This is a genomic window from Flavobacterium sp. P21 (assembly GCF_050632225.1).
In the GTDB taxonomy this organism is placed as follows: domain Bacteria; phylum Bacteroidota; class Bacteroidia; order Flavobacteriales; family Flavobacteriaceae; genus Flavobacterium.
Genome location: NZ_CP192585.1, coordinates 3,094,070 through 3,111,196, shown reverse-complemented (window position 1 = coordinate 3,111,196; position 17,127 = coordinate 3,094,070). Strand labels below are relative to the sequence as shown.

Here is a 17,127-nt window from a genome sequence, read left to right as displayed (position 1 = left end):
CGGGTACTTTATCCTTTTAAATTTCCAAGAGCCCGATTTGGAACCACACAATTTTTCAAAAAAAGGTTTCAAAGACAGATTGTATTTCTCGATAGTGATTTTGAGGAATTAGAAAAAAGACAGAAAAATTTTAAAGATGATGAGAATGGCGTTGCCGGTCTTGTTTTTTTCTGCAGAGTCTGATAATGATGATCGTTATATCACCAGATTACCAAGCAATTTAAAAGAACTTACTGAATGGGCATCCTACAGAAAAATTAATCTTAAAATTGTTTTGGAAGACTTTATATCCTCCCCCTTAAAGAAAAATTCAATTATTCCTATTGTATTTGCAATAAAAAGGCCGCGAAAAGTTATAAATCATCTTAGTGACCTTGAATTTATCTCATTTTTTATTTTTCCTACACTTGCAGGTGATAAATATGAATTTCAAGAAAATTCAATTGTAGAAAATGCCTCTTTAATTCAAAAGAACAGTTTAGCACTTGCCGCCAGATTATCAGGATACCCCGCTGATGTAGAATATAATGATATGCATTATATCGGACTAGGTGCAGTTGGATCAAAGATTGCACTGCATTTTGCAAAATCAGGAATTCTGCCGAAATCTTTAATTGATCCTGATATATCGCTTCCGCACAACAATATTCGAAACGGCCTAATAAATCTATTTGGCCTGAAAATTGACAAACTGGAATCTGATATTAAGCTAATGTACCATGATGATCCAATAACACATAACATTACCAAATTTCCAGAGACGATCTTAAATGTACTAGAGAATAATAAAAATTTACTTTCAAACAACTCCAGTATTATCATTGACAGCACAGCCTCATTTGGAGTGGAAAACTTATTGGTTAAAAAATTAAATCCTGCCTCTGCCAGATATGCCCGCGTAGAATTAACAGAGAAAGGCGACATAGGTTTTCTGCGTATCGATGGAGCTTCAAAAAACCCAAGAATGGATGACCTAATGATGGAGGTCTACAGTCAGGCGTTAAATGACCAAAAGCTTTCAGAATGGCTTATTGAAAATAAAGAAAGTAGAACTCAGCATTCTGATATGGATGAAATTTACTTAGGTTTAAACTGTAGCTCAGATACCTTGATTATGCCTGACGACAAAGTTAGCCTTCATGGAGCCGCCGCATCGGTTGGACTAAGATCAGTGCTCCATAATAAAATAGAAAATGGTTTAATCCAAATTACCCACTTGACTGATAAAATTGGACTTCAGACCAACAGAAAGATTTACGAAATCCAACCAGTATTAGCGGTCCAATGCAATAACCAGCCACAGTGGCGACTGCTGATTTAAGCATTCTCTGGAGGAGCTTCTCTTAAATGAGCTTAACACTAATAGGCCAAACGAAACAGGGGGATTTTTATAGGAAGGATAAACCAATCTGCTAAAATAATATATGTAACTCAAATTATAACTGCTCCAGCGGATAGTGTAAAATCAGCGTATTATTTTACCAGGGGTATTGAAGGATTAACCTCAAAAGTCGATGAAATAAGGAACAACAGTGGAGGCATGCTTGATTATGTGGGAGAATGGCATACACATCCCAGCGGCAGTGCTAAGCTTAGTTTAACGGATCGGGATGCAATCCGTATAATAAGAAAAGAACTTGACCCTATCAGATATCCTACCTGTGTAACAATTATAAATGGAAAAAAATTCACCCCTATATCTTTACAGACTATGAGTAGCGAAATAAACTTAAAAGCACGCAATACACCAATTTTATGGGTGTTTTTCACATTTAATATTATACTTTTTGCAAGCTTTCTGTTTGCAAATTTCAAGCTGGAATTGGTTTCAGACTTGGGCTCCATTTTGACCATTAGGACAACAGGCATAGTTGTTGCCCCCTTAATCCTCTTTGTAGTTAATGGCTTGCTTTCACCCGACCTGAAGGCAATTATCGTTTTTGGAAATTAAAAAATGTCCTTCCAGGATGCAGGGCATTTAGCAAATTAGCCCAAAAGGACTTTCGAGTTGATGTCAATAAACTAATTATTAGTCATGGGTACCGCCAACGCACGCTAAAACTCAGAATGAACTTTGGTATAAATTATACAAGCTAAACAAGGATGACCTTGTTATACAGCTTAGCCACGGAAAATTTTTACTTGGCAGAGACTTAACATCAATGTCGTTTCTTTTTCTTGTTTTTGTTGGCCTTCCGTTTTTGATTATAGGAAAATTTCCATTGAACATTATCTACTTTTTGTCGCTGGCATTTGATTATCTTATATTAATTATAGTAACAAGAAATCATGGCAACCGCTTCGTTACAAATGTTTTAGCTTTGGAATCATCAAAATAGCAACACATCTTTATTAGCAAAACAGGCAAGTTAGCGAATCCGCATAATGTTTCACCTAAAACAGTCTAACAAATGAACGGAACAGAATTTATAATCAATTTCGAAAACAAAAGGGCTTATCTGACCGGAAAGATTTTCCTGCCTTTGGATCAGCTGGATTTGCCTGATAATTTCAAACAATCCACTTCGGTTGCTTCATGGAGAGTGAGGGTTCTAGACTACAACAGCAATGACAATAGGATTTTCGCCGAAATTTTGTCATACCATACCTCCAGACAGCCCTTTTCTGCTGATCAATCAGCTTATGAATACGAGTTTGCACAATTGCAAAAAATAGATTTCAGATCCATAGATACTCTTCAACTGCCGCATTCGTTAAAAGCACCTGTAGACAAAACTGCATTTACTGCGTCTAATGCGACAACATCCATTGGAAGATATCAACTGATTCCCAAAACAATCAAGGAATCAGTTTCTTTACCGCTGGACAATATTCATTTCAGATCAGGCTATGTCTCATTTGAAAAAAGAATCGGTAATCTCACTTATTCTGTTGAGTTTCGCGTGTACAATTCATACATTAGGGAAGAGTTTGAACCAGTAAAAAACTATTTCGGCAATATACTGAAAACAAAAAAATTCAAATTTGATATTACGGCAAGTATACGCAATCAGGAAATTGAAGAGAACGAAGTTTACTCTGCCGAAGTCGATCGCATCGATGACAGCTTTGTCGAAAGCTTAAAATTGGAATTTGTCAAAACCATTACGAGCAGAAAAATTGAGGATGACCATCAAAAAACTCTATTAACCATCGATGATCTGTTTGATGTTCTGACTGAAAACAAAATAAAAGCGACTGTCTTATTTGAGGATGAAAAATCATTCTTTGAAAACATGCTTCAGATATCCAATACAAAACACTACAAACACCTGCAATTTCTCGCTGACAAGCACGCTTTTAAAATAATGAAGCTACGATTTATTATAAAACCTTTTTCCTTTATTTTTTTGATCAAGGGAGAAGAAAAGTTTTACATTGTCTGGGAAACCCTAAATACTTCCGAAGCGACTTACATATGGCAAGCAGAAAAAGACCGCAATGCTGTGAAAACTGAGCTGGAAAAAGTCTCCGATATCATAAAGGTAATCAAAATGTCCGGCAAGACAGATTATCTATCAAAGGCTGAAGATAATTTTATCCGCATTAGTCATGACTATTCGGACTCTCTTGCTCGCATTTACAAAATGGAAAAATGATATTGAAAAAGCATTGATATGACGCTTTGAAAAAATAATTACGGTTTTCACCACTGAACAATAATATCCATTCTTTTTATCTGTTTTTGATTTGCATTTCTTTTAAGCCAGATAGTTATTTTTGTCAGTTAAAAAATCAATTTCTAAATACATTTCGATGCTCGCATGCTCCTTCATTGACATTTTCATCCATTTTCCCTTGCGGTTCGTAACATTAAATAATAATGTCCTAATCAATGTAGTCGAAGAAATGTTGAAGTCGATCACCATCTTCCCACCATAAACATAACCAAAATGGATAACATGCCCTTTATCGCCACCCCGCTACTCCAACATCAATGAGTGGTAGTTTAAGTTGCAAGAGGATATACACGAAGATGCGAGTTTTACACACGGGACGCCTTATCCGCATGAAGATGGAATCAATCTCCCAAGGCACTGGATGAACTTATGATTATTAAACCTAGCACTTAGGTGAAGTTATTTACTGTATTCACTTGGATTTTTCGTGTTCCCATCAATAAATATAAATACCTGCGCATGAACTTCAGATTCTGTTTCCTCAAATCCATGTATGGGAGCCGATCGTAATATTACATTACTTGCGAGCAGGACCAGGAGGCATCACCTTTGTAGTCAAATCTAAAATACAAACAATTGAAACTGTTTTTCCATTTCCTGAAGCATAAGCCACGGCTTGAGACGAATACTTTTTCATTAAGGCGACACGATCTGAAATCGATGTTTCCACCTTTAGTTCTGCAATATGTCCTTTATAGGCAATCTCAACACGTCCACCAGCTACGTGTGATTCTTTAGTAATTGCACCTCCAATCAGAGGATTAGCCGTTAGGTGTTGAATGAGCTTATCCCTGAATTGATCCTCTTTCAATGATGATATATTTTTATATAACCCGCTTTGCAAGCAATAGCCCTGAAAGTTTGTAATACCGTTAAGCGACCTTATAAAGTCGTCTCTATCGTGCATTTCCATTTGGGCCAAAAGAGGATTGGTATAAATCTCAAATACTTTTTTGTCAATAGTTTCAAACCCTGTGCGGAACAGGTTGTTATTTTGGTTCAAAATTTTCGCGTTCAGTTCATCATAACCAATTATCACAGGTCGCAATTCTTCTTTTTCCAATCCCAGCAGATAAGGAACAAGTTTAATAGACAAATTGTCTTCAAAATTGCTTTGGCTGTATTTAAATAATAATGTTCCTTCTACGTTATAATCCAATCTCTCATCTAGTATGATATCTTCTATATTTAATTCAAATATCTCAGACGAGGTTGTTGTCGCTAAGATTTTTAATATCTTAAAATTTTCAGGAAATTTATTAAATCTTAAATGTCCTTTTATCAAATAAACCTCTTTTGCTTTTAAAACCTGTGGGTTGGCCCATGGCGTATCATGAAGATAAAATTCCAATGATACTACAATAGTTTCAGGCATTATCTCAACCTCATCATTGCCTTCACGGTAATTTCTTGGAATAAAGTTATCCGAATGTAACAACGAAATTGAGGGATGCTGTAATTCAAGAAACTTATCCATGATAATTCTTAAATCATTAAAACTTGTGTGGTTTATTTTCTCAAAAAGTGCCTGAAGCTCTTTTACCACATCATTAAATATTTCCAGATGCAAAAATCTATCAAATTCGAAAAGATTTATGTTAGCCAGCGCAAGCAACCCTTTTTGCTTCTGCACCTTCATTGCCCTTTAATATCATTTGACACCACTCGCATAAAAGTAGAACTGCGTCAATAAGCGACTTTTCGTTTTTAAAAATAGCTTCTTCTTTTCTGCCTCCAGCAAAATCTATAAGTTGAAGCTGTAATTTATCTATTTCATTTCTTTCACTTAAGATTTTTTCAATAGATCCGATACTAAAATCAGAAAATATTTTACCTATTTTCTCACGCAGTAGTTTTTGAACATCAATGATGTCCGGTTCAAATAGTGCTTCCATCAGTTTTAAATTTTAAAAAGAATTCATTTAAAAGATTCTCTTTTCCGGCAAGTGCCAGTTCCGACAAAAATTTGTGTTCGTTTACGATATGGAAAAGGAATTCTCTAGAAGGCACATTCTGAACATTTTCAATAATATAATTACACAGGTTCAAAATCTCATTATGCAGGCTGAAGTAACCAAAAACATTCAGCATATTGATTACATCATAGTCATATAAATCTACTTCCTGGATATGTTTTTTTAAATATCCCGTTATTGATTTAGACTCCCTGGCCATATCAGAACGTTTTAAATAGTACATTTCTCTGTAAAAAACTTTTCGGAAAGAATTTGATATGCCAATTTCGTGACGATGAGGAGGATATTTGTAAATAAAGGACAAAACTGATGCAAGCCATAAATCATTTAAATCATCATTATTCCTTCTCAAGTCTCTTAATAACTTAATTGCTTTTTCAGCCTTATAAAAATCCAAATCTCCACAGTCGGGGAGCAGGTAATATTTAACCATGTTTTTTTCGTAAGCAACAAAGTTTTCATTATTAACTGCTCTATTTAAATATATAGTCTGCTTTAAAAGTTTTTGGCAGAAATCATGATCCTTCTCTTTTTGCGCACAATGAATATTAAGCATGTCAGCTACTTTTCTGTATAACTCACGATGTTTTTCAGCAGGCAGAATATTGAACAGAGGGTGTGTCAAACCAGACATAGCATGACTAATTCCAATGTAAAGACTTTCATATTGATCCAATAAATAATTTATTATTTCCTCCGAAACTATTGAAGGCTTTTTAATCAAAATCTTTCCATACGCATCAATTGCGAGTTTTTTAACAACTACTTCGCTATCCTTTATCAATAGCGACAGTAAATCAATAATTGTTTGCGGTATAATAACAATATGATTTTCCAGTAATACTGCTAACAGTTTAAGGGCTTCCATACGTACTGGTAATGCATCCATATCCAGTAGCCAATTGTAAGTGTCCGGAAGGATTTGCACTAAACTAATATTTGATTTTATGGAGGAACGAATTACAGAAATTAAATAAATTTTAATATCCACGTCCTCCGGTTTTTTTGAATCCAGATTTCTAATAATTTTTATAATCTCTGAAAAATTAGCTATCTCATCTTCTTGCACCAGATTAACTAAAATATCTTTTACATTACTTAGCTTTGCCGAAATTTTAGTTTCTAAACCGATAATTTCATAAACATTCAGACCGATAAGAGGATTAAAGGTAGTCGTGTTCGAATCAAGATTGCTTTTGTTCCAATTGAATGTGTTTTTCTCTTTGATTGCAGATATCAGAAATCCGAGAAAAACCTCGAATTTGCCCTTAAATTTTGCTGGGTATGAACTGGTTAGATCACGTAAAACTGTAAAAGGATCTTCAAAATCATCTTTTATTTCGTTACTCCCGGCAAATCCAATAATCTTATCAATCACTGCACTGCTATGGACTGGGAACGATTCGCGAAGGTCCTCCGTTTCCAAAAATTTATCATAAAACTTCAAAATTTGGACCTTAGCCCCGGCAGATAAAGTATTGAATTTATTTGATACGGCATCTAAAACCAAATCTATATCCTTATAACAAAACCTGATAAGAGTATTAGAAACGGCCCAATCCGAGCCGCCATGACTGTCTTCCTCAATATTGTAGACAAGAATCATATTGTCTAAAAAGGGAATAGCAATCGCTTTATCAAGAACATACAACTGATATAGAATTAAGCATATATTTTTTCTGACACCAGAATCTGCATCTTTCAGCGAATTGAATACAGCTATTTTAAAGTTTTCCTGATCGCGTGAACTATATTCCTGAAAATACTTAATGATGAAGGGTGAAAAATTCTCGAAAGGATCATCCTGGCTTATATAACTTTTCCTAAAATAGTTGTTTATCAACAATGTGGCTAAAAAGAATTCCTCTTCCTTTGAAAGATTTAAATATTGCGCTAATCTGACAATTTTATTTAAGTTCTGGCCTTTTACAAAACAATCCAGAATTCTACCTTTTACAAAATCGGATAATTTGGATGGGTCAGCAAGTAAAACGTTGACAACTGCGTCAGCGATATCACTTGAAATATCTTCGTTATCAAAAAAAGCACTAAATAATCCAATGAAAGTGAACTAAAAAAAGCTGGTTTTAATCCGCTTGATTCCTTGATACTTCGAGCAATTTGTAATTGATTCTGGCTATTACTTAATTTATCTACCAGCCTTAAGATTGAAATTTCAGTTGTCTTTGAAAATTTAAACCGGTCTAAGATCTTTCCTTTAATTTTCGTTCTTACTTCATCAATTATGTTTTGTTCTTCTTTGCGGTATTGATTTAATTTATCGACATGTTCCTTGTAGCTCTCCAAGATTCGGCGTCCTAAATTTTTTGGAAAAACTTCAGAATGAAATTTACAATCCTGGCAATTGGTAATTATAAAATCCTGCGCAACCCTTTCTAAATTCATACCGCCGCCACCGCCTGCCTGAGGGCAGGAAACATAATTCATTGTAGGCAGTCCCATTTGGCCAATCATACCGCCATACTCGGAAACTATTTTTAAATTAGAGCACCAGTGCTTTAGTTCAGGCACAATACTTTTACTTCTCCTTGCCAGCTCAAGTGATTCATTTAATCTTGTATCGCTATATAAAGAATTTGCCATTGGATAAAAAAATTTAAAAGCGATCAATAAATGTACGCGGCTTGATATCTTTGTTATTACTGCTGTACTAAGATAATCTTAATAGTAAAAAATACTGCAGACAAATTATATTTTTTTAAACATCCTTTTCAACTTTTACAACTTATTATACTTGACATTTAACATTAAATCTACTGTCATTACTTTAACAATCTAATTGAATAAATTAGCCCTTCTTGCAATTTCTGTTTTACATTAAGCCAATATGCCAGAGGCTATTAATATATTTTCGTTCTAGATTGCTTTAGAAAAATATCCTTCCCATTATTATCAGCTTTTAATAATTCATATCCTTTGAAATCATTGATTTTGGAATAAACTTCCTGCTCTGAGAAAAAATATTGGTAACAGTTATATTCGCGAGTCTTTTTGCTGTCAATAATAAGGTAATTTTCATGTTCGCATTCCAGCCCAAGGAAATGCTTTCTGTCAAACATCGATAACAAAACATTACTGCTTAATGGAAATATTATTTCTGAACCATATGTTCCAAACCCATGGTAAAAAGGTTTGTGCCCGGGAACATGTGGTTTGACAATTATCGGATTGTCTGAAGTGTGAAAGTTATCTTTAGTCACATGAAAAATCCATATTTTATCAAGAATTAACTCTTGAAGGTTTGCAATAAGATTTTCATCTGTATATAAATTAGAATGTTCTACTGGCTTATAATCCTTATCCAGATCTAGTTTGATACTGTCAATAAATTCTTTATGACCTTGGTGTTGGATTGCCATAAAAGATTTTATGATATCTAAACTTGCACTTCCTGTTTTCCTGAACGTTTCCCAATATTCATCAATGACTGTGGGTAATCTTAAGTATTGAATTGCTATAAGAGCCGCGAACAATTGTTTTTCATCTACCATTAACGGCTGAGGTTTCATGATTTTTTCATTTTCAATTTCAACCGCAGTAAGTTTCCCCAACAGTTTGCTATATTCTTGCTCGACAACTTTGGAAAAAAATTCAGTTTCATAAAAAGTTGTGGAAATCTCTAAATTATTTGTCACAATAATTTTTTGAGGAATATTATAAAAATAATCTTTATAAGCAGTTTTTACAATAGCTTGAATAGGACTTCTTCGAACATGTTTTTTACTGTAAACATTTATGTTTTTTTATCCAGCGAAAACAATCTCAGATAGCATTGAGGTATAAAGTGCTGTCTTTTATTCTTCATGTGTAATAAATAGTTTTATTTATAATCATTTACTCCTATAGGTCGTAATGCTATTTTTTCCTTTTGAGTTAATCCATCTAAAATCAGTCATAACATGATACCAATTTACGTAAAAAAATTCCCGTTTCTGAATTCTGCAGCTGCCAGTTTTTTTGCGCCGCGCAGACACTTAAACACATCCAGTCCTCAACCTTTAAAAAGCACTTCATAAACCATATTAAAAATTGATATTCAGGTAATTATACTTAAAAATATCAGAACCGTTTTAGATAATTTTACTTCATTATAATCATTAAGTAAAAGACAGTCCAAATTTAGCAACAAAACCACAGTAACCGTATGATGAACTACAATCAGGCCGCTACCCACATTAAAGAAGCGTATTTGAAACCTTTAGAAAATTTTGAAATCAAAAACCTGAATGACATCGAAAGATTTCATGATGAATTGATCAATATCAGGGTAAATCTCAGGTTTCAGATCGGAATGGAGGTCATGCCCCACTATAGGGGCGAGCAGAATTATGGATGGGATATCATCCCGGGCATCTTCAGGCCTCCCTTTGCTCCCAATATGGATTTGGGTAAAGCGCGGGAAATTGAGAAAAAGGGTGCGGAAATATTTAAGGAAAGAGTGATTGAACGCTATGGAGAGGAGCAACTTTTCAAACACAGCATCAAACCCTATGGTGAAATCTGGGACTTATTGTTTCAGGCACAGCACGCGGCTGTGAAAACAAACCTTATCGACCTGTCCACCTCAAGTGTCTCTTCTTCGTTTTTTATGTCTGAGCCCAACCCCGGCCTTGATACCGCTGACGGGCGACTATGGGGGATACTGGTGCCCTCCGAATTCATATATAATGAGACCTCTGATTACGATAAGCTGGTTTATCCCGAATTTAACCCTTTCGCTTTAGAAAGAGGATTTGTCTGCAATGTTCCGACCTATATTACTGATATCGACCAGAGAACCTATCAGTTCCGTCTTTTTCGCCAGCATGGAAGACTCTTTGCTTCATCCGATGCCAATCTGCACATCCCGTTGAACCAAAAAGAATTCTGGAAAGATATGATGGTAAGGGTTAGGGTTCCTGCTGAGGCTAAGAAAACTATTTTTAAGGAACTCGCAGAAAGAGGGATAGACAGGGACAGCATGATGCATACAGAATCAGAAGAAGCGGATAAAATGATCAATGAAATCAACAGAATGCTCATGGGTATATAACAGCCACATTTACCAGATCAAAAAACAAAAAAATCTAATTAACACCGAAAAACAATGGATCAGAAAATTATCAGCAACAAACACGGATTTGCCATTTTCCCTTCCGTGAAAATCTTGAATCTTATCACAGGTAAGGATGGCAAAAAAGAACTTAAGTGGGTCAAACACCTTATTTTTGGAGATTGGATCGGACTCAATCTGGGAGCGGACTCACAGCCTGTTTACGAAGTGCACAACAATAAACAGTATTTAAGTGTCAGGGGCAGAAACTGCGGCGGGCTTATTGAGCCCCATCAGATACAGGCTGACAGGATACTCGAACTTAATTTTGTGGATGTCGGACAAGGCGACGGCCGCCATGTGGTTACTCCTGAAAACCAGCATTACATCATTGATGCAGGTGCATCCGATAATATGTTCCGCTATTTAAAATGGAGGTTTAATCTTAGCAAGGAAGGTAATTTCCCGCCCCCAATGGACGTGATTATCTCCCATTCCGATGAGGATCATTATGCCGGATTCTCCAAAATTTTTGAACATACAAAAGAAGGGCGCAAAACTTTTAATATTAAAAAAGTCTACCACAACGGCATGGTGGAAAAGAGCGGCACCCATCCTTCGACCCTCGGAACGCTCATTACGGATCAGAATAAATCTTATATCACAGACCTATGTCGCTCTGAAGCAGATTTTCAGGCCAGAAGCACTTCCCAGTCGCCAAAAAATGGACAGTACATCAAAATGCTGAAGAAGACCACAGCGGAAAAAATCGGCATCTGGGCAGGACTTCCTGATCTTGGTACCGACAGCACGGAAATGAAGATTTTAGGCCCCGTAACAAATACAATAGAGGCAAAACCGGCACTGCCTGTTTTCGACTCCAATAAAGGAAGAACTAAAAACGGACATTCCATTATTCTAAAACTGACTCTGGGGAAAGTAAAAATGCTACTTGGAGGAGACCTGAACGAACCTGCAGAAGACCATCTGATGCAGTTTTATACGGGAGCGGACCTTCCCGCACTTCGAAAAGCTTTGAAATCAGCCGATCCCATCCAGAGACAGAATGCCCCAAATGCAATCCGTGCCGCAGTGCCGCAGGCAAGGACGGTATTTCAAACCGATATAGCAAAATCCTGCCACCACGGCTCATCTGACTTTACCAGTGAATTTATGGACGCGCTGAATCCGATCGCAACTGTTATCTCCAGCGGTGATGAGGAACCGCACTGCCATCCGCGTCCCGATACGCTCGGTACCATTGGCAAATACAGCAGGGGGCTACGATCACTCATATTTTCAACCGAACTTGCCAGGTCAACACCTGAATTCTTAAAGAAGTCAAAAAACGCCGCTTACTGCCGCTTCCATTACAAAAGAGCGTCTGGTAACAGTATACGGCATGATCAATGTTCGTACCGATGGGGAGAAAATCATTATAGCGCAGAAACTTGAAGCACCTGCTGACAGAGGGGCATGGGACATCCATAAAATCACCTGGAACAGCCTTCTTAATGAATTTGAATACCTGTTTGAATAAAATGGAAAAGATGCCGCAGACGACCCAAGAGCGCAGGCTAACAAATGAAACTTTAAAAGCCCGCCTGCTTTACAGCAGGCGGGCTATCTTTATAAAGGAATTTGGAACTTGGATTTATTTAATGGTAATCGTGTCCAGCAGGTTTTCCCGATCAATAAAAGCGAGCAATATACTGTTGCGGCGCAACAAGGAAATAAGCAAACTTATTTTATATCGTTATCTTTTAAAAACTGGTCAATAAAATAAAGGCACATTCCGGCATAAGGCGCATCTTTTTTGCCAAAATCCAAAAGTCTTTCAAACTCTTCTTCAAAATAAACACGCTGTTCCTGGTCATCAGGGTCTCTGTTGAGCCTGCTTAATTCTCGCGATACGCATTTAATCTGTCCAAAAAGCTTGAGCATAACAGCTTTTCTCTCCCGGACCAATAATGGACGCCGCAACACATATACAGAAATGGAGGTACGCCCCCTATCTGTCATTGGCAGAATTACGGCTTCGGTTTCCTCATACTTAAGATGCTCTTTTGGATTATCAGCACACGGATCAATCAGAAGCCTGGCCCTTTCCTCTTTCTTAAATTTCTCAAAACCGGAATCACCAACCGAAAGACGGGATTCTTCACTATCTAACGGGAACTGGTCTAGTTTACCATAACCTTCCTCAGTTGTTTCCCCGTATAAAATATGTCTTCTTCTTTGGTTACAGTGCTGACAGGCAAGATAAAGATTGGTCCACTCGTTGGCAAGCCAGTAATAGCCCGGAGTTTGAGGGTTCTTCTCTTTAATGCGCCCTTTGGGCCTGAAGTGCTCGACATCTCCATCGTAGACTGCCCCATACGGGCTTTCACAGTACGCACATTTTGCAAAGATTTTTCGCAGTTCATCCTTTACCTTTTTATCGTTGTAATGCTGAAATGTAAAAGGTTTTTTAGATCCCCCTTCATAATGCGCAATGGCACTGATTATTTCCTTACGCCATCGCTGATTTTCATCTGTAAGGAAATCAGGCGCGACCGGTCTTTGGATAAATATCATAAAAAGTCCTTAAAATTTTCCTTAATCATTCCTTTAACCACCTCAAGTGTTTCTTTTTCAGAACTTCTTTGACCTTGAATCCATCTTCCCTTATCGATTTTGCAAATACATCATCAATTGCCTCATAATAGACCTGGTCTCTGGGACTGCCGCCCAGCGGCTCTTTTCTCTTAATTTCTGCCTTAAGTTCCTCAAACCTGCGTTTTTCATCCGCATCCCAAGATTCTCTGCCCCTGCTAAGCAGAGCATAATATTCCTCAAAACTTTTTTCCACATCGCAGTCCAGAACATCCAGCGGCCCAAAAAGATCAGATGTCAGCAACTGCTCTACGCTCATTGCACTGTGATCAGGAAGGAACTCTTTGGTCAGGCACTTGACATTATGTTCTTCATCCCTGACCATAACCACAACTTCTCCATGCTCCAGCCCGCGAAGGCACAATGGCTCATGAGTGGTAACAATGAACTGGATTTTAGGAAAGGCTCTTCTTAATGCTTTTACTATTTTAGTGCGCCAGCGCGGATGGAGGTGGTTGCCTATTTCATCAATAATTACAATACCGCTTGAGTTATGATAGCCGGCAAGGTCTCTGGAAAGGGTCTGCATAATATCCGATACCACAGCCACTATTGTCTTGTACCCGTCGCTGGTCTGTCCAAGAATATGGTCATCATTGAAACGGCGGATCTTAATTTCTCCATCCTCCCTGTAGAGCGTATCGCTTTCACTTAAAGCCAGAACATCATAAAAAGCCGGGACCACGCGATCTCGGAATTCTTCTTCAGCTAGTTCATTTAACCACTGCTTGGGATCTTCTAAAGCAACCGTGTAGTCAAATAGGCTTCTGACATTACTGTACGGCTCCTTGCTTTTATCAGGCTCAATCAGTCCTTTCGGCGACGACCTTGTAGCGCCGTAGGCCATGACAAAAGTAGGCGCTTCCTGAATGTTGGATTTAAACCCGTATGCATCAAAATGCGGCTCAACTGCTGTCTCGCTTTCGTAACTTTCTATAATAACACTGCCGCTGGGGGTGCCCCGCTTGAGGAATTCTGCCGCATCAAGGTTTAGTTTGCGCGCCTGTTTTTCGCCGCAGAGCGCAAGGGAAAGTGCCTGCAGTATGGAACTTTTCCCGATGCCGTTATCCCCTAAAATCAGCGACCATGACTCCAGGCTTTCCTCCTTGTTGTTACTGCTTGGCAAAAGCTTGATATCTAAATAATCAATTGACCTGAAATTGGTAATAGTAAATGACTTTATCGAAAATCTTTTCAGTTCGTCAAATTTGCTGTCAAATTGCATAAGCGCATCAGTATAATTATCATTGTGATGGCTTTTTATAAGATAAGATTTATTGGCTGGCCCTGTTTGGAATCTATCCCAGATATCAAAATTGTATTTATACCAGCTTTTGAATACTTCCCTTAGTACAGCCGAATATTCCGCACTGCCTAAAAAGATTTCTTCAATATAGGGGATCAGGCTTTCAGCAAGCAGTTTATTGGCATCTTTGTCTAGAGCCAAAATCTTAAGCTTTAAATGCAATTCCCTTGCCTTATCACCTCTTTGGCGTACCAGACCTGAACGATTTAGCCCAAGTATTTCAATAGTTGCCTTCCCTTTGGGCGTATGGGGCACAACCATTCCATTGTCTTCAAATTTTAAATGCTCTTCCGGATGTTCTATGCAGGGATCGATAAGCGGCGCCTCTTCCCTTAAAAGCATGTCCCCTACTGCATATACTTCCGCCCTTAAACGCTCATCGGTTAAAGGGAATAAGTCTCTCTTATACTTTGTATTGCATGTGTTGCGGCTTAACATCATATTATCCCAATCATAAGCCAGCCACCAGTAATGATCTGGTGCATATTTCTTATTGTCCAGTCCCCTTGCCCCGTTTCTTGGACGGAATGGGTCAATGGTCGCCTGCTCGGCGGCATCAAGCCTTGTTTCGCAATACACGCATTTCTGATAAAAATAATGCATCAGAGCTTCTTTAATTTGCGGATTAAAACTTAAATTAAAATTAAGCCTATGCTGTCTTGTGGAATTCTCAAATTCCTCCTGCAGTCTTTCGTTCAAATCAAAGAACTTCTTGCTTCTGTAAAAATCTGGTGCCGGTCCCCGTTCTAATTTAATCATGTATATATTTTTGATGTAATAATTTTAATTATTATAAAAATCATTTTTTAAAACTCACAAAAAACTGATATTCAATAGTTTTAAAAAAATAATGATTCAAACACTAAAGTTCACTTTTTAACATTTAAAAAAATAAATTAAGATTTAAATATATTTTCCCAATGCTAAATCTTAATAAGTAAAACTACGTGTTTTTCCTCATTTTGCAGGTTGAAAGGGATTACTTTTGTGCCACAAAACCTAAATCACATAAAGTAATCCATAGAGCCAAAGAAAGACAACCTTTCCTTAACTTAAAACATTCTTTTAAAATCCTCCATAAATTTTGTAAATTTATATATTAGTTTAATGCGATGAATCAATTGAGTTTTTATAATTTTTGAATCAATCCCCAACAGGACATCTAAACCAAATTTACAAAGCCAATGGAAGACAGACCACTACATATAGAAAGCCAATTTCTTCAAATCATCCAAAAATGATGTTGTAATTTGTCCTGTCCCCGTCACTCTTAAAGAAACGTTAAAACATTAGTTTTAGCGTTTTTTTTATGCCAATCCAGCATTATTTAACCATCTTTTACACCTAAAATTGAATGGTTTGTATATATCCTCAAGTAAACTTACCAGAATACAAACCGCCCAATATCCTTTAAATTCAATAGATAACAGTAAAATAGTTCAGTGTATTAACAAATTTTTATAAATAATACCCACGTAGTAACAAAGTAGAACTTCAGAAATCATACATATAGAAAAAAAAAAAAAAAAAAAAAAAAGATAATTAATGCTTTTTCTTTAAAATTTAATATCGTAATATTGCAATATAAATATAAAACGATGGGAGCAACAAAAACAGATCACTTTACAGAAAGCCAGAATGAGCTGGCTGTTCTAGCCAAAGCGTTAGGCCATCCTGCGCGTATCGCTATTATGGAATATTTATTAAAAGTGGATGCCTGCATCTGCGGAGATATTGTAAACGAACTTCCCCTTTCACAGCCGACAGTTTCACAACACTTGAAGGAATTGAAAAATGCAGGGCTGATAAAAGGAAACATTGAAGGAAATTCCATCTGCTATTGCATCAATGAACCTGGACTTGAAAAGATAAAAGGTTTCTTTCAGCACATATCAGATCATTTGGCAAAGAAGAGAAGCGAATGCTGTTAATCTATAAAAATATGGAAATCAGAAAACTTTCAGACAAACACTGGGATCAGGTAAAAATAATCTACCAAAAAGGAATAGATACCGGCAATGCCACTTTCCAGACCAGCGCCCCTTCATGGGAAGACTGGGATCAGTCACATCTTAAGTCTTGCCGAGTTGTGATGCAGGAAGATGGTAATGTAATTGGTTGGGTCGCCCTTACCCCTGTTTCTTCACGTCGCGTTTATGCAGGCGTTGCAGAAGTGAGCGTATATGTGGATCCAGCACATTCAGGAAAAGGAGTCGGGCTTACCCTTTTAAATGAACTTGTCCGACAGAGCGAAACAGAAGGAATCTGGACGCTTCAGGCAGGAATCTTTCCTGAGAACACGGCAAGTCTCCGTATCCATGAAAAAGCAGGTTTCAGGATACTTGGAACAAGGGAGAAAATCGGAAAACAAAATGGTATCTGGAGAGATACTGCGCTTCTTGAAAGAAGAAGCTCCGTTATTAATTAATAAAAATATAGTTTAACTAAATATAAAAA

General features: G+C 37.1%; 14 protein-coding genes. 7 read left to right on the top strand and 7 right to left on the bottom strand.

Annotation, left to right across the window (positions count from 1 at the left end; genetic code table 11):
- Window positions 1-136: 136 nt before the first annotated feature.
- From ACQ9BO_RS15570 to ACQ9BO_RS15560, 3 genes are all read left to right on the top strand, one after another.
- A complete protein-coding gene (locus ACQ9BO_RS15570; protein ID WP_431241489.1) occupies window positions 137-1,321 on the top strand; it encodes a hypothetical protein in 1,185 nt (394 codons plus the stop codon).
- Between the two features lie 219 nt (window positions 1,322-1,540).
- Entirely contained in the window at window positions 1,541-1,951 is a 411-nt protein-coding gene (locus tag ACQ9BO_RS15565; protein WP_431241488.1) for a hypothetical protein, read from the top strand.
- Between the two features lie 460 nt (window positions 1,952-2,411).
- Entirely contained in the window at window positions 2,412-3,599 is a 1,188-nt protein-coding gene (locus tag ACQ9BO_RS15560; protein WP_431241487.1) for a hypothetical protein, read from the top strand.
- Between the two features lie 598 nt (window positions 3,600-4,197).
- On the opposite strand, the gene ACQ9BO_RS15555 is transcribed toward ACQ9BO_RS15560, so the two are convergent.
- The 5 genes from ACQ9BO_RS15555 to ACQ9BO_RS15535 form a co-directional block, all read right to left on the bottom strand.
- A complete protein-coding gene (locus ACQ9BO_RS15555; RefSeq protein ID WP_431241486.1) occupies window positions 4,198-5,319 on the bottom strand; it encodes a hypothetical protein in 1,122 nt (373 codons plus the stop codon).
- Window positions 5,279-5,575 carry a hypothetical protein gene (locus ACQ9BO_RS15550; RefSeq protein ID WP_431241485.1) on the bottom strand — a complete coding sequence of 99 codons (297 nt, stop codon included), beginning with the start codon at window positions 5,573-5,575 and terminating at the stop codon, window positions 5,279-5,281. Before ACQ9BO_RS15550 ends, ACQ9BO_RS15555 begins: the two co-directional genes overlap by 41 nt.
- A complete protein-coding gene (locus ACQ9BO_RS15545) occupies window positions 5,559-7,499 on the bottom strand; it encodes a hypothetical protein (RefSeq protein ID WP_431241484.1) in 1,941 nt (646 codons plus the stop codon). Before ACQ9BO_RS15545 ends, ACQ9BO_RS15550 begins: the two co-directional genes overlap by 17 nt.
- 110 nt (window positions 7,500-7,609) lie before the next feature.
- Complete coding sequence (locus ACQ9BO_RS15540) at window positions 7,610-8,260, bottom strand: hypothetical protein (RefSeq protein WP_431241483.1); 651 nt, start codon at window positions 8,258-8,260, stop codon at window positions 7,610-7,612.
- A gap of 257 nt (window positions 8,261-8,517) precedes the next feature.
- Window positions 8,518-9,414: a DUF4238 domain-containing protein gene (locus ACQ9BO_RS15535; protein WP_431245131.1), complete on the bottom strand. Its 897-nt coding sequence runs from the start codon at window positions 9,412-9,414 to the stop codon at window positions 8,518-8,520.
- A gap of 407 nt (window positions 9,415-9,821) precedes the next feature.
- On the opposite strand from ACQ9BO_RS15535, the gene ACQ9BO_RS15530 reads away from it, so the two are divergent.
- A complete protein-coding gene (locus ACQ9BO_RS15530; RefSeq protein WP_431241482.1) occupies window positions 9,822-10,709 on the top strand; it encodes an FRG domain-containing protein in 888 nt (295 codons plus the stop codon).
- A 54-nt stretch (window positions 10,710-10,763) separates the two neighbouring features.
- The gene (locus ACQ9BO_RS15525) at window positions 10,764-12,164 is read left to right on the top strand and encodes a ComEC/Rec2 family competence protein (protein ID WP_431241481.1); all 1,401 of its coding nucleotides are present in this window, start codon (window positions 10,764-10,766) and stop codon (window positions 12,162-12,164) included.
- A 288-nt stretch (window positions 12,165-12,452) separates the two neighbouring features.
- On the opposite strand, the gene ACQ9BO_RS15520 is transcribed toward ACQ9BO_RS15525, so the two are convergent.
- Together ACQ9BO_RS15520 and ACQ9BO_RS15515 are read right to left on the bottom strand one after the other, a co-directional pair.
- Window positions 12,453-13,286, bottom strand: coding sequence for an HNH endonuclease (locus ACQ9BO_RS15520; RefSeq protein WP_431241480.1), 834 nt, complete (start codon window positions 13,284-13,286; stop codon window positions 12,453-12,455).
- Window positions 13,287-13,311: 25 nt separating this feature from the next.
- Window positions 13,312-15,429, bottom strand: coding sequence for an AAA family ATPase (locus ACQ9BO_RS15515; protein ID WP_431241479.1), 2,118 nt, complete (start codon window positions 15,427-15,429; stop codon window positions 13,312-13,314).
- 839 nt (window positions 15,430-16,268) lie between these two features.
- Between ACQ9BO_RS15515 and ACQ9BO_RS15510 the strand changes: the two genes are divergently transcribed.
- Together ACQ9BO_RS15510 and ACQ9BO_RS15505 are read left to right on the top strand one after the other, a co-directional pair.
- Window positions 16,269-16,601: an ArsR/SmtB family transcription factor gene (locus ACQ9BO_RS15510; RefSeq protein WP_111378121.1), complete on the top strand. Its 333-nt coding sequence runs from the start codon at window positions 16,269-16,271 to the stop codon at window positions 16,599-16,601.
- Window positions 16,592-17,098, top strand: a complete 507-nt coding sequence (locus tag ACQ9BO_RS15505) for a GNAT family N-acetyltransferase (protein ID WP_431241478.1) — start codon at window positions 16,592-16,594, stop codon at window positions 17,096-17,098. The genes ACQ9BO_RS15510 and ACQ9BO_RS15505 overlap by 10 nt, the downstream gene beginning before the upstream one ends.
- Window positions 17,099-17,127 lie beyond the last annotated feature (29 nt).

What these genes read in the sequence shown, in the direction of transcription:
- ACQ9BO_RS15515 (WP_431241479.1), bottom strand. Translation starts at nt 15,429, where the DNA reads ATGATTAAATTAGAACGGGGACCGGCACCAGATTTTTACAGAAGCAAG.
- ACQ9BO_RS15505 (WP_431241478.1), top strand. Translation starts at nt 16,592, where the DNA reads ATGCTGTTAATCTATAAAAATATGGAAATCAGAAAACTTTCAGACAAA.
- ACQ9BO_RS15510 (WP_111378121.1), top strand. Translation starts at nt 16,269, where the DNA reads ATGGGAGCAACAAAAACAGATCACTTTACAGAAAGCCAGAATGAGCTG.
- ACQ9BO_RS15530 (WP_431241482.1), top strand. Translation starts at nt 9,822, where the DNA reads ATGATGAACTACAATCAGGCCGCTACCCACATTAAAGAAGCGTATTTG.
- ACQ9BO_RS15555 (WP_431241486.1), bottom strand. Translation starts at nt 5,319, where the DNA reads ATGAAGGTGCAGAAGCAAAAAGGGTTGCTTGCGCTGGCTAACATAAAT.
- ACQ9BO_RS15520 (WP_431241480.1), bottom strand. Translation starts at nt 13,286, where the DNA reads ATGATATTTATCCAAAGACCGGTCGCGCCTGATTTCCTTACAGATGAA.
- ACQ9BO_RS15540 (WP_431241483.1), bottom strand. Translation starts at nt 8,260, where the DNA reads ATGGCAAATTCTTTATATAGCGATACAAGATTAAATGAATCACTTGAG.
- ACQ9BO_RS15560 (WP_431241487.1), top strand. Translation starts at nt 2,412, where the DNA reads ATGAACGGAACAGAATTTATAATCAATTTCGAAAACAAAAGGGCTTAT.
- ACQ9BO_RS15565 (WP_431241488.1), top strand. Translation starts at nt 1,541, where the DNA reads ATGCTTGATTATGTGGGAGAATGGCATACACATCCCAGCGGCAGTGCT.
- ACQ9BO_RS15570 (WP_431241489.1), top strand. Translation starts at nt 137, where the DNA reads ATGATGAGAATGGCGTTGCCGGTCTTGTTTTTTTCTGCAGAGTCTGAT.
- ACQ9BO_RS15550 (WP_431241485.1), bottom strand. Translation starts at nt 5,575, where the DNA reads ATGGAAGCACTATTTGAACCGGACATCATTGATGTTCAAAAACTACTG.
- ACQ9BO_RS15525 (WP_431241481.1), top strand. Translation starts at nt 10,764, where the DNA reads ATGGATCAGAAAATTATCAGCAACAAACACGGATTTGCCATTTTCCCT.